Below are 13,972 nucleotides of genomic sequence, written 5' to 3' on the forward strand. Positions count from 1 at the left end.
TTTTTGCGAAAAAAAGCACCATGAATAGTGCTACAATAGCCGCCATTCAGAATTCTCAAGACCGCCTATATGGGGTCTTTTTCATAAATGTTAGGATTAGCAATGACTGATAATGCAACTATCTTGCAGCATGTACCAGTAGGCAAAAAAGTTGGGATTGCCTTCTCCGGAGGCTTAGACACTTCAGCAGCTTTATTGTGGATGAAACAAAAAGGCGCTGAGCCTTATGCATATACTGCAAACTTAGGCCAGCCAGATGAAGATGACTACGATGCAATTCCAAAGAAAGCAGAACAATACGGCGCTGTAAAAGCTCGCTTAATTGACTGCCGCTTACAATTGGCGCTTGAAGGTATTGCTGCAATTCAGTGTGGTGCATTCCATATCAGCACAGGTGGCGTTCCATATTTCAATACGACTCCTCTGGGTCGTGCAGTAACAGGTACTATGTTAGTTACTGCAATGAAAGAAGATGACGTAAACATCTGGGGTGACGGTTCAACTTATAAAGGTAACGATATTGAACGTTTCTATCGTTATGGTTTGTTGACCAACCCGAATCTTAAAATTTACAAGCCTTGGTTAGATCAAAACTTCATCGATGAACTCGGTGGCCGTGCTGAAATGTCACAGTTCCTGATCGACAATGGTTTTGACTATAAAATGTCAAAAGAAAAAGCGTACTCAACTGACTCAAACATGTTAGGCGCAACTCACGAAGCAAAAGATCTTGAATACCTAAACGCTGGTATCAAAATTGTTGACCCAATTATGGGCGTTGCTTTCTGGAAAGATGAAGTTGAAATTACGCCAGAAGAAGTAACTGTACGTTTTGAAGAGGGTGTACCTGTTGCATTAAACGGTCAAACTTTTGACAATCCGGTTGAGCTTATTCTTGAAGCAAACCGTATTGGTGGCCGTCATGGTTTAGGTATGTCTGACCAAATCGAAAACCGTATTATCGAAGCAAAATCTCGCGGTATTTATGAAGCACCGGGTATGGCCCTTCTTCATATTGCTTACGAGCGTTTGGTTACTGGTATTCATAACGAAGACACGATCGAACAATACCGTATTAACGGTTTACGTTTAGGTCGTCTGCTTTACCAAGGCCGCTGGTTCGACTCTCAAGCGCTTATGTTACGTGAAACTGCGCAGCGTTGGGTTGCTAAAGCTGTTACAGGTGAAGTTACTCTTGAACTTCGTCGTGGTAATGACTACACCATCATGAACACTGAATCTCCAAACTTAACGTACGAAGCTGAACGTTTAACAATGGAAAAAGGCGATTCAATGTTCTCGCCAATGGACCGTATTGGTCAGTTGACTATGCGTAACCTCGACATTACCGATACACGTGCAAAACTTGGTATCTATACAGATGCTGGTTTGCTTTCAATCGGTCAAGGTTCTGCTGTGCCACAACTCGATAGCAAGAAGAAATAATTTTCTTACTTAATAAAAAAGCCACCGACAAAGGTGGCTTTTTTATTAAGTGTCTGTTTAAGCAGGTTCCACTATTTCTAAAGGTTGATAATAAATCTGGTTACGACCAAGCTGTTTAGCCCGATACAAAGCTTGATCCGCAGCGTGAATTAACTTTTCCTGATTTACTTTAAAACCTTCTGTATAAACAGTAAAACCTAAACTAATGGTGACCTGCTTAGAAACTAAAGAGGCGGCATGAGGAATTGCTTGGCGCTCAATCGCTTTATAAATATTTGCAGCGACCGCATAGGCACCTTGAGCAGGTGTTTTCGGCAACAGCACCACAAACTCCTCTCCCCCATAACGGGCCACAAAATCAACATGGCGTATCGAATTTTTAATTGCAGAGGCAATAGATGAGATGACCTTATCCCCCATTTGGTGTCCATAAAAATCGTTATAATTTTTAAAAAAATCGATATCAATAAATAAAACAGCCAATGGACGCTTTTCTTGCTTTGCACGATAGTAAAAAAAGTCGAACATTTCATCAAAAGTACGTCGATTTGAGATGTTGGTCAGTGCATCCTGCTGACTTAAATGAAGCAACTCGGAAGCCTCAATTCGTAAAATCTGTTCGTTAAGTTCAGCAAGCTGGTTATTTAAAAAAAGGCTTCTTTCTCTAGAGATGAGCATCGTGCTAATTGAAAAACCTAAAATACAGCTTCCAAACAGCGCTCTTCCCAAAGCAATATAATCACAATTTGCTTGCAACAAAATCAGTAGAGAAAAAACACAAATCGCTGCGATCAACCCCACATAGAGCATATGTAGAGGCTTTATACCGCTTAGGATAAAACCTAGCATATATAAAAAAGAAAGTAGCAACATTGACTGGTTTTTAAGGGCGACATTTTCTACGCTAAGAAGCAGCATTGCATTGATAATAATGGTCAAAAATACAATGCCACAGGCAGCGATATAAAAATATTCACTGAGGCCTTTAAACTTTGCAAAAACCCAAAATAATAGCAGCGCACAAGCAATATTAATTGCACTTAGTAAGCAATAAATGAAGTCCCAAGTAATATTGGGCACCCCGATTACCAAGTAGTCAGTTGGTAAAGCCAGTAAAATAAAAATAAGGTAGGTTAAAATGCCACTTGCTAAAAATTTTGAGATATTTTGTTTAGTTCGCTCAAGGTTTAGGCACCAGAATTTTTTTTCTAATTGATGTGGCAAAGGCGTATTGGCATAACGATGGGTATGTAGAGTTACCAAATATTCTATTTCTTCTTTTGCTTTGAGTAATTCATGTACATTTCCCCTATTCGCCACTACTTGATTCCTGCTTCTTACACATTAACAAAATATAACATTATTTTTTAATGCGTCTGGCGCTTTATTTTGCCATTTGTCCGTAATTCTCGTTACCATTTTCACACTTTATCGATTATCATTTGTTTTATTTCGAAGTTTGAACTGCCTTGGACTCTATTACCCTGCTCCAGCCAGATGATTGGCATGCACATTTACGTGATGGTTTAGCATTAAAACGTACTGTACCTGATTTGGCCAAACAATTTGCTCGTGCGATCTGTATGCCAAACCTTGTTCCACCTGTAAAAACTGTGGAAGAAGCATTGGCTTACCGTGAACGTATTCTTGCTCATGTTCCAGAAGGTCTTCATTTTGACCCGCGTATGGTGCTTTATTTTACTGATTTCACCTCACCAGACGAAGTTCGTAAAATTAAAGAGTCTGGACATGTAAATGCTATTAAACTTTACCCAGCAGGCGCGACCACTAACTCTGATAACGGTGTAAGTGACATTCGTAAAGTTTATGCAGTCATTGAGCAATTAGAAGAACACCAAGTTCCGTTATTACTTCATGGTGAAGTAACTCATAACCACGTTGATATTTTTGACCGTGAAAAACGCTTCTTAGATGAAGTTTTATCACCGTTATTAAAGCAATTTCCAAAACTTAAAGTGGTACTTGAGCACATCACAACAAGCGATGCCGCACACTTTGTTTTAGAACAAGACCGCAATGTTGCTGCAACAATCACGCCTCAACATTTATTATTTAACCGTAATGATATGTTGGTGGGTGGTATTAAACCGCATTTCTATTGTTTACCAATTTTAAAGCGTCAAACTCACCAGACCACTTTGCTTGAAGTTGCAACTAGCGGTAACCCTAAATTTTTCTTGGGTACAGATAGCGCACCTCACTCGCAAAATGCAAAAGAAAATGCGTGTGGCTGTGCGGGCTGTTATAGTGCGCCTAATGCAATTGAACTTTATGCTCAAGCATTTGATCAAGTGGGTAAATTAGAGCGCCTAGAAGGCTTTGCTAGCCACTTTGGTGCAGACTTCTACGGTCTACCACGTAATACTTCTACCATTACTTTGGTAAAAGAAGATAACCTCGTTCCAGAATCTTTTGATTATTTAGATGATCAAAAAATTATCCCGCTGCATGCCGGGAAAACGCTGCAATGGAGAAAAGTGTGACACAAGAAACCTCTGTCCCGGTCATTGGCCAACGTTTTCGTGGCTTCTTACCTGTTGTTGTTGACGTTGAAACGGCAGGTTTTAATGCCCAGACAGATGCATTGCTAGAAATTGCGTGCATTCCAATTGTGTATGATGCTCAGGGACAATTTGTCCCTGGTCCAGCATTTCATGCGCATATTAACCCGTTTGAAGGGGCTAATCTCGACCGCCGTTCGTTAGATTTTATTGGTATTGATCCATTCAATCCGATGCGTATGGCAATGGCTGAAGATGAGCGCACCGCATTACGCCGTATTTTTAAATCGGTGAATGAAGTCCGTAAACAGCAACATTGTACCCATGCAGTGCTAGTTGGTCACAATGCGCATTTTGATCTTGGTTTTTTACAAGCAGCAATTGCACGTACAAGCACAAAAAATCAGAACCCATTCCATAGCTTTTCAGTGATGGATACGGTTACTTTAAGTGCTGTAATGTTTGGACAAACTGTGCTTGCTAAAGCCTGTATTCAAGCTGGAATTGATTTTGACGGTAAAGAAGCTCATTCTGCTTTGTACGATACTCAGAAGACTGCTGAACTGTTTTGCTATATTTTGAACAAACTGTCACCTTACCTCCTTGACAGTTTGGTGGCGGCTTCTTAAGATACCGCCATCCTCAACGTCCCTATCGTCTAGAGGCCTAGGACATCGCCCTTTCACGGCGGTAACCGGGGTTCGAATCCCCGTAGGGACGCCATATTCTTTCTTTTAAGATTCCTTTTTATTTTTAAACGTTCTGTTTATATTTCTAATTTCTGTATTCCCCCATAAAATACACTTGTGCAAATATATTACCGATCCAGTATTTCCTTTACATAGATTTACAATATAATAATTCTTATTTCTATACTGATATTTATTATCAACAAGGTTTTAAATGGATCTTAAGCTTCGCCTTCTCTCCCTGAGCATCGCTCAACTATGCTGTATTTCAAGTGCTTTCGCAGAAACCAATAGTTCCTCAACGACGCTTGCTACGATTAAGATTAAAGCCCAACAAGCTGCCGACCAAGCTTATAAAGTCGATAGCTCAAGTAGCGCAACACGTAGCGAAGTCGCATTAAAAGATACGCCACAATCTGTCAGTGTGGTGACTCAAAAAGTAATTGAAGATATTGGCGCGACACGTTTAATCGAAGCGCTTGATTTGGCTGGCGGCGTTACACGCGCTAATAACTTTGGTGGCCAAGGCTTAACAGGGTTTAATCTCCGTGGTTTCACTAGCGGTGAGTTTTACCGTAATGGATTCCCGATTAACCGTGGTTATCCAAATGCCCCCGATAGCAATACAATTGAACGTTTAGACGTTTTACGTGGTCCCTCTTCTAGCTTATATGGCCGTGGTGATCCAGGTGGTACGTTTAATCTAATCTCTAAAACACCGAAGTCTGAGCAACAAACTACTTTAGGTGCCCAGCTAAACAGTGAAGGTTTATATCACACTACTATAGACACGACAGGCACTATTCCAAATGCAGAAAATATTGGCTATCGCCTCAATGTGATTGCAGAAGGCGGTGATAGTTATCGTGATCATGTCGAGTCCAAACGCTATGGAATTGCACCAGTCATCCAATGGCAAGCTTCTGATGCAACCAAAGTTACTTTTGAAGCAGATATCTTACGAAATCAGCATCCACTTGATCGTGGGCATACGCGCTATGCAGGTCAGAAATCATTTAACAGTTCCCCCGAAACCTATTTGTGGGAAACAGGTAAATACAATAATCGACTCTACAATGATAATGACATGACTCAATTACGAGTTGAGCATGACTTGGGAAATGACTGGAAACTTAATGCGGGTGTGCAATATCTACATGGCAAATTATATGGCTATGCGGTAGAGGCAAATGGCATACAGGCCGATGGAGAAACTTTAGACCGAAATTACAACTATCGCGAATTAAAATGGCAAGATACCGATGCCCAAATTAATCTAACAGGTAAATTCCAACTTTTAGGTCTAGCTCATACTCTTGTAACTGGGCTTGAATATGAAAACTACGATTACAAGTCATATATTATTCGTTCGGATCCTAAGTCGAATAACTATCCAATCAATATTTATGATCCAGTTTTAGGCCAACCTCTACCCGAGCTTAAAAATATTACGACCCATGACCGCGAAAATTTAAAAACAACTGCCGTTTTTGCACAAGACCAAATCGATTTAAATGAGCGTTTAAGTGCGCTACTGGGTTTACGTTTTGAGCACTACGAACATGATTACAAAAACCTATTACCAAATACTGCAAACTGGAATACCAGTCATGACGCATTTATTCCACGTTTAGGTTTAGTTTTTAAAGCCCGTGATGATCTTTCAATCTATAGCAATGCTGCAAAATCGTTTAAACCAAATACAGGGGCTAGCCGTAATGGAGAGGGATTTGACCCAGAAGAAGGCATGGCTTACGAGTTAGGCTTTAAATGGCAAGCACTCGACAATATGCTATCGGTTGACTCCGCTATTTTCTATGCAAAAAAAGAAAATGTCTTAACCTTCGATCCTGTAGATTCAGCCTATAAAGTTGCTGCTGGTGAAGTCCGTAGCCAAGGTATTGAGCTAAATATTGCAGGGCAAATCACTCCAGCTTGGAAAATTATTGGTGGATATGCCTATACAGATGCAGAAGTCAGCAAAGATAATACTTTGAAAAAAGGAACAGCACTGGCCAACATTCCAAAGAATAGTTTTAATCTTTTAAATATCTATGAATTTCAGGATGGCCCTTTACAAGGCTTAGGTCTAGGAATTAATCAAAAATATATTGATAAGCGTGCAGGACAAACAGCCAATAGTACTTACACCATGAAAGGTTACGCAGTTACAGATTTAGTTTCTTATTATCAGGCAACGCCAAAACTTCGCCTTAACTTAGATGTGAAGAACATTTTTGACAAAGTATATGATGAAAGTGCCTTTAATTTATATGCTTATCCGGGTGAATCACGTACGGTTCAATTGGGTATGAGCTATACATTCTAAAAAAATGCGCCATTTCAGTTTTTGAAATGGCTCATCTGGTTTACGCAGACTTACGCGAATTCACTTGTCCTTGTATCACCGCCTTAATATTGCCTTTGGCATAGTTCAAAAACACCACAAGTGTTGAAAGTTTTGGATTTGGTTTTTTACCCTTGCCAATGGTTTTAAATTGAGCGGCATACCAAATAATTTCCATAATTGCCATTTTATCGACAAAAGGTAAACCTGTTTTAATCGGTTTCACGGCGTAACGTACATCTTGCCCTGCAATTAAACGTTCTGTTAAATCCGTTTCCACGGCAAATGGACGAGCAATACCAATAAAGTCACATGCTCCACTTTCAAGTGCAGCGTTCATGCCTTCTACAGTACGGAAACCGCCTGTCACCATGAGTTTACATTTAACATACTGGCGGATTTTCTCTGCAAAATCTAAAAAGTATGCTTCACGTGCAATCGTGCTTGCTTTACGTTTATCCGCCTTAGCTCCAGCCATTGCTGGTGCCTCATAAGTACCACCTGAAATTTCAATTAAATCGATACCAGCTTCATCTACTGCTTTAAATACAGAAATTACATCTTCTTCGCTAATTCCGCCCCGTTGAAAGTCAGCCGAGTTAAGCTTCACTGAAATAATAAAATTATCTGAGGTCGCTTCACGTACCGCTTTATAAACCTCGAGTAAAAAACGAGTACGATTCTCAACTGAACCGCCCCATTGATCTGTACGCTTATTGGTTAATGGCGATAAAAACTGGCTAATTAAATATCCATGTGCACCATGTAATTGTACTCCTTCAAAACCTGCTTTTTCACAGATTTGAGCTGCTGTGGCAAAGCGTTTAATAATATCTAGAATTTCATCATGAGTAAGTTCACGTGGCGTTCCAAACATGGTTGCTAAAGCTGGGCTAAAAGGTACGGCTGAAGGCGCTACGGTTTCTTTATTTAAACCTTTTGGACACTGGCGACCCGGATGCGATAATTGAATCAACTGAACCATGCCATATTTTTTACCTAATGCCGCCCACTCTTTTAAGCGCTCTAAGTCACGTTCAGTTTCAATAACTACAACACCCGGTTCATTTTTTGCTCCGGCATTTACCATAACATTGCCCGTAATTGCACAGCCAAGCTCACCTTTTGCCCATGCGCCATATAGACCCAAATGTAAATCATTTGGTTGGCCTTCATAATTTGCAAGTGCTTCACTCATTGCGCCTTTAATAATTCGGTTTTTAAAGGTGGTATTGCGTATCGTGATGGGTTGAGCAATCTGGTTCATGGTTAACCTCTTTTTTTGATTTTTAGAGCAATTACTCTAATTTAAATGAGTTATTGGGCATGTCAAGGCATAATCGACAACTGACAATAGCACATGTCAATTTTAAAGAATATAAAAATATGCAACTTTTTGCATAAAATACAAATTTTAATTATTTTATTTAAAAACAAATAATTAAGATCTTTTTTTAAAGAGATGATCTAATTAATTGTCTGGTATATTCAGTTTGAGGCTTAGAAAATAGGTGTTCAGTTTCCTGATATTCAACAACTTTTGCATGACGTAATACCATCACTTTATGGCACAGTGCTTTCACTATATTGAGATCATGACTAATAAAAATATAACTTAACTGCTCGGTTTGCTGTAATTGTCTCAACAACTTGATCATAGCTTTTTGCGTGGTCCGATCTAAGGCAGAGGTAGGTTCATCCAAAATTAAAAGTTTAGGCTGAACCACCAAAGCTCTAGCTAAAGCCACGCGTTGACGTTGTCCACCTGAAAGTTCATGAGGATAACGATGTTGAAAATCTTCAGCCAATTCAACCTTTACCAATACAGATTCAACTTGCTGCTTTATCTCTTTTTCATTCACAGCTTTTAACTTTAACCCTTCAGCAATAATCTGCCCTACTGTCATACGCGGGTTTAAACTGCCAAATGGGTCTTGGAAAACAAGTTGAAAATCTGATCTCATCAACCGTAGCACTTTTGGCTGTAGCTGATTCAAATCTTGCCCTAAAAAAACAATCTGCCCTTTACTCTGAATAAGCTGAACCAAAGCGAAGGCTAAAGATGACTTACCAGCACCACTTTCACCAACCACCCCAAGCGATTCACCTAGAGCAAGGTCAAAACTCAAATCTTCTATTGCAGTGAAATATCCTTGAATACGATTTAAAATTCCTTTTCTTATTGGAAACTGTACGCTGAGGTGCTGTACTGATAAAATGTTTTGTTGAGCGGATTTAGGCTCTACACTTCCAAAATCATGATCTAATAACTGTGCTGTATAAGCTGTTTTAGGGTTTGTAAAAATTTGGCTCAGTTCACCTTGCTCTACTACATGCCCACTTTGCAATACAATAAGTTTCTCAGCATAGCGATGTACTAAATTGAGGTCATGGCTAATTAAAATAAGTGCCATTCCATATTTGCTTTGCAAAGATTTTAATAGCTCTAAAATCTGTATCTGTAAAACCACATCCAATGCAGTAGTAGGCTCATCAGCAATTAAAATTTTAGGCTGAAACGCCAATGTCATCGCAATCATGACACGTTGTCTTTGTCCACCAGAAAGCTCATGCGGATAACGTTTTAAAATTTGCTCTGGTTCAACAATTCCCACATCTTTAAGCAGTTCAACTATTTTTTGTCGAATTTCAAGTTTTGAGAAACCCGATAATAGAAGATTTTCCCCTATAATTTTTTCAACACGATGAAGCGGATTTAATGCAGTAGCAGGCTCCTGAAAAATCATAGCGATTTGGCGACCACGTAAATTTGATTGAGCTCTCTCATTTAACTCAAGCATGTTTTGTGAGCCAATCCAGACCTGACCTGTTATTTCTAATTTTTCTTGTAGCAACCCCATTATTGCTAAGCAGCTCATTGATTTACCTGAACCACTTTCACCCACAATAGCAAGTGTTTCCCCTTCATTTAAGTGGAAATTCAGGCCATCCAATAAAACCTTGTGAGCTTTGGTTTGAACTGCAAGATGCTTTACCTTTAATAATGTTGAAACGTTGTTTAAATTATTTTCTTGGGTCAAACGCATCACGGGCCGCCTCCCCAATATAAATTAAAAGTGAAAGAACAATTGCCAGACTAAAAAATCCTGAAATTGCTAGCCATGGTGCATCTAAGTTATTTTTACCTTGTAGCAATAACTCGCCTAATGAAGCTGCATCGGGTGGCAAACCATACCCTAAAAAATCAAGAGCAGTTAAAGCGCTAATATTAGTCGTTAAAATAAATGGTAATTGCGATAAACTCGAGCTTATCGCATTTGGCAAAATATGCCTAAAAATAATCGCGCGATCAGTCACTCCCAATACTTGGGCTGCGCGAACATAATCTAGCTGGCGAGCTTTCAAAAACTCTGCTCTAACGATGCCCACCAAAACGGTCCAGCCAAAAAACAACATAATGAAAAATAGCCAATATACGTTTGGCACAAACATACTGACTAAAATCATGACCATAAAAAGCATGGGTAAGCCATTCCAGACTTCAATCAATCGTTGTCCTAATAAATCGACCCAGCCACCGTAGTAACCTTGAATGGCGCCAACGGTAATTCCAAATAAAGCGGAACAAAAGGTTAAGGCTAAACCAAAAAGCAACGACACTCTTAAGCCATAAAGAATACGGGCAAAAACATCCCTGCCCTGATCATCTGTTCCTAACCAGTTTTGTTTGGAGGGTGGTGATGGCACCGGAACAGCCAAATCTAAATTGGGCGTTTGATATGAAAACTTAACGAGTGGCCAAACTGCCCAACCTTTAGCCTCAATAAGTGCTTGTACGGCGGGGTCTTTATAATCAGCTTCTGTTTCAAACACCCCACCAAACACAGTTTCTGGATATGTTTTTAGCACAGGCAAATAGTAAGAATCTTCATACTTCACTAACAGTGGTTTATCGTTAGCGATCAACTCCGCAGCTAATGACAAAACCAAAATCAGACTAAATAAAATAAAGCTGGCCCAGCCCAATTTATGCTGTCTAAAGCGCTGTAATCGAGTCCGCACAATCGAAGACATTATTTGTCCCCTTGTGCATCAAAGTGAATTCGAGGATCAATCCATTGATACAACACATCACAAACGAGACGTAAAATTAGGCTAAATAAAGTAAAGAAAAATAAGACACCAAAAATAACAGGATAATCGCGCTGAACAAGGGCTTCAAAGCCCAATAAACCCACCCCATCTAAATGAAAGATAATTTCTACAAACAGGTTACCTACAAAGAAAATACCCGCTAACGCTTCTGGTAACCCGGCCAGCACAACTAAAATGGCATTACGAAAGACATGTTTATATAGCACTTGTTGGCTATTTAGACCTTTTGCATAGGCTGCCAAAACGTAGGGCTTATTGAGTTCTTCTAAAAATGAGTATTTAGTTAAATAAGTTAAACTGGCAAAACCGCCTAATACCATGGTAATCAGTGGCAGAGTCATATGCCATAAGTAATCAGTAACTTTGCCCCAAAGACTCAGTTGATGAAAGTTATCTGATACTAAATTTTGTAATGGAAACCATTGAAAATAAGAGCCACCTGCAAAAAAAACAACTAACAAAATGGCAAATACAAAACTTGGTACAGCATATCCTACTACGAGGATTAATGAAGTGGAGCGATCAAACCAAGAGCCCTGCTGCCTTGCTTTTTTAACCCCCAACGGAATAGAAATGAGGTAAATGAGCAAAGTACTCACCAGCCCAAGTGAAATGGAAACAGGCATTTTTTCCCATAACAACTGCACAACAGGTTTATCTTTAAAGAAACTTTGTCCAAAATCTAAAGTTAAATAGCCTTTTAACATTAAGAAAAACCGTTCAGGAGCAGAACGATCAAAACCATATTGCGCCTTAATTTGTTCAACCATTTCAGGGCTTAGACCTTGGGCACCTTGATAATAAGTTTCTGCACCCAATGCGCGACCAATCCCCAAATCACTTTGTGCCTGATGTATTGCTTGCTCAACTGGCCCACCCGGTGCAATTTGCACAACCACAAAATTAATCAATAAAATGATGAATAATGTGGGAATCATTAAAAGAAGTCGCTTGAGAATATATGAACCCATATAACAGGATTTCCTTTATGGCAGGTGCTTTTTATTGTTGATGTAAATATTTGGCAACTGTTTTGGCTTTATTTGCATCACTCCACCAATATTCTATCCCAGAAGAAAGTGCTGGTTTAACTTTAGGTTGTTGATACATATTCCAATAAGCATACCAGTTTTCACCTTTACCATAAGTCGGGATTTGATAATATCCAGCTCTAAGCAATCGATCGAGAATGCGAGTATAAATAATCTGTTGTTCACGGCTCTTACTCGCAACGAGTTTTGAAATCACTTGATCAATTACTGGATTGCGGATTCCCGCATAATTGTAATTTCCATCCTGAGCTGCGGCTACACTTCCCCAAAATTGAATTTGTTCATTGCCTGGATTGAGAGATTGCGGCAGGTTCATCGTGGTCATGTCAAAATCGTAACGGCGAGTCCGTTCTAAATATTGCGGTGCATCAACCTGACGCAAATTAATAGCAATACCTAACTTTTTTAAGTTACGAATAAAAGGCATGAGTGTTCGTTGTTTACCATCTTGCTGAATCAAAAACTCAAGCTGAACTTTTTTCCCTTCAGGTGTAAATAGCTGCCCTTCTTTAACTTTGTAGCCAGCCTGTATCAGTAATTGCCGTGCAGTTAACAAATTCTGACGGTTAAACCCACTCGCATCTGAAACTGGGTATTTCCAGTTTGCTAAAACACCTTGCTGCATGAGTGGAGATAACTTAGGCAATAACGGTTTTAATAACTCTAATTCAGTTTTTGAAGGTCGACCCGTTGCTGCTAATTCACTATTTTCAAAATAACTTTGAAGGCGTTGATATTGTCCATAAAACAAAGCTTTATTCTGCCATTCAAAATCATAGGCATAGGTTAAGGCTTGTCTAAAACGAATATCATTTAAAGGTTTTCGTCGTGTATTAAACACATAGCTTTCAGTGGCAATGGGATTATGATGACGAAACTTATATTGAGTAACCAGCCCTGCTTTTACGGCTGGAAAACGATAATCTGTTACCCATTTTTTAGGATTAGTCTCTTCATGCAAAGTGTATTGCCCAGATTTAAATCCTTCAAAAGCAATATCCCAATTTCGATAATAAACATATTTTAATCGGTCAAAATTATAACGCCCCTTATTAATAGGCAAATCTTTTGCCCAATAATTTGGATTTCTTTTATAGCTAATGCTTCTACCCGGATCGATTCGTTCAACGACATACGGTCCCGAGCCAATAATCGGCTGTAGGGTAATTCGGCTAAAATCTCTTTTTTGCCAATCCGCTTTTGAATAAATGGGTAAGGTTGCCAAAATGAATGGCATTTTAGGGTTGTGCGTAGATTTAAAACTAAACTTTACTTGATGAGCATTTATTACTTCTGTTTTTGCCAAATCAGCAAGGTACATCTGTAAACCTAAATTGGACTTCTTCTGATAAGCATCAAAACTAAATTTAACATCTGCCGCAGTGACTGACTGTCCATTACTAAAGCGAGCCTTAGGGTTTAAATAGAAAGTAACAGACTGCGTTTTTTCTGGGTCATAACTTACTTTCTGTGCCAAAAGCGGATATAAAACCCCGACCTCATCTAACGACTGAGTCATTAAGGTATCAAAAAGATAATTAACACCTTCTGTTGCATTCCCCTTCCCATTCATACTATTGAGGTTATCAAAAGTTCCTTGGGCTGCCTGACTTAACAAACCACCTTTCGGAGCGTTAGGGTTTGCATATGGCATAGCCATCATTCCCAAATATTTAGGCTTGGAATGAATCGCTATATATGAGGTGGTTTGCTGTGCAGAAAAAACTGTATGAGAAAAAACACTGAGCCCGACTAGCAGGCTCAGTTGAAAAGATGATTTATGCATAAGTTGCTAATTAT

At 39.3% G+C, this 13,972-nt stretch carries 10 protein-coding genes and 1 tRNA gene; 5 read left to right on the top strand and 6 right to left on the bottom strand.

Going from position 1 to position 13,972, the window contains the following annotated elements:
* Nucleotides 1-87: 87 nt before the first annotated feature.
* The gene (argG, locus tag POD11_RS02030) at nt 88-1,446 is read left to right on the top strand and encodes an argininosuccinate synthase (protein WP_224993188.1); all 1,359 of its coding nucleotides are present in this window, start codon (nt 88-90) and stop codon (nt 1,444-1,446) included.
* 57 nt (nt 1,447-1,503) lie between these two features.
* On the opposite strand, the gene POD11_RS02035 is transcribed toward argG, so the two are convergent.
* Nucleotides 1,504-2,766 carry a GGDEF domain-containing protein gene (locus POD11_RS02035; protein ID WP_262456143.1) on the bottom strand — a complete coding sequence of 421 codons (1,263 nt, stop codon included), beginning with the start codon at nt 2,764-2,766 and terminating at the stop codon, nt 1,504-1,506.
* Nucleotides 2,767-2,915: 149 nt separating this feature from the next.
* On the opposite strand from POD11_RS02035, the gene pyrC reads away from it, so the two are divergent.
* From pyrC to POD11_RS02055, 4 genes are all read left to right on the top strand, one after another.
* Complete coding sequence (gene pyrC / locus POD11_RS02040; RefSeq protein WP_174749128.1) at nt 2,916-3,950, top strand: dihydroorotase; 1,035 nt, start codon at nt 2,916-2,918, stop codon at nt 3,948-3,950.
* Entirely contained in the window at nt 3,935-4,597 is a 663-nt protein-coding gene (gene rnt, locus POD11_RS02045; RefSeq protein WP_016141841.1) for a ribonuclease T, read from the top strand. Before pyrC ends, rnt begins: the two co-directional genes overlap by 16 nt.
* 18 nt (nt 4,598-4,615) lie before the next feature.
* Nucleotides 4,616-4,691, top strand: a tRNA-Glu gene (locus POD11_RS02050).
* 180 nt (nt 4,692-4,871) lie between these two features.
* Nucleotides 4,872-6,986 (top strand): TonB-dependent siderophore receptor, encoded by a 2,115-nt coding sequence (locus POD11_RS02055; protein ID WP_262456145.1) that lies wholly within the window; start codon nt 4,872-4,874, stop codon nt 6,984-6,986.
* Between the two features lie 40 nt (nt 6,987-7,026).
* On the opposite strand, the gene POD11_RS02060 is transcribed toward POD11_RS02055, so the two are convergent.
* From POD11_RS02060 to POD11_RS02080, 5 genes are all read right to left on the bottom strand, one after another.
* Nucleotides 7,027-8,271: an NADH:flavin oxidoreductase/NADH oxidase family protein gene (locus tag POD11_RS02060; RefSeq protein ID WP_262456146.1), complete on the bottom strand. Its 1,245-nt coding sequence runs from the start codon at nt 8,269-8,271 to the stop codon at nt 7,027-7,029.
* Between the two features lie 187 nt (nt 8,272-8,458).
* Nucleotides 8,459-10,054 (bottom strand): ABC transporter ATP-binding protein, encoded by a 1,596-nt coding sequence (locus tag POD11_RS02065; RefSeq protein ID WP_262456147.1) that lies wholly within the window; start codon nt 10,052-10,054, stop codon nt 8,459-8,461.
* A complete protein-coding gene (locus POD11_RS02070; protein ID WP_262456148.1) occupies nt 10,029-11,039 on the bottom strand; it encodes an ABC transporter permease in 1,011 nt (336 codons plus the stop codon). The genes POD11_RS02065 and POD11_RS02070 overlap by 26 nt, the downstream gene beginning before the upstream one ends.
* Complete coding sequence (locus POD11_RS02075) at nt 11,039-12,091, bottom strand: microcin C ABC transporter permease YejB (RefSeq protein WP_262456149.1); 1,053 nt, start codon at nt 12,089-12,091, stop codon at nt 11,039-11,041. The genes POD11_RS02070 and POD11_RS02075 overlap by 1 nt, the downstream gene beginning before the upstream one ends.
* Nucleotides 12,092-12,122: 31 nt before the next feature.
* Complete coding sequence (locus POD11_RS02080; RefSeq protein ID WP_262456150.1) at nt 12,123-13,958, bottom strand: extracellular solute-binding protein; 1,836 nt, start codon at nt 13,956-13,958, stop codon at nt 12,123-12,125.
* Nucleotides 13,959-13,972: the final 14 nt, after the last annotated feature.

Source organism: Acinetobacter sp. P1(2023), assembly GCF_028367635.1.
Classification (GTDB): domain Bacteria; phylum Pseudomonadota; class Gammaproteobacteria; order Pseudomonadales; family Moraxellaceae; genus Acinetobacter; species Acinetobacter pittii_E.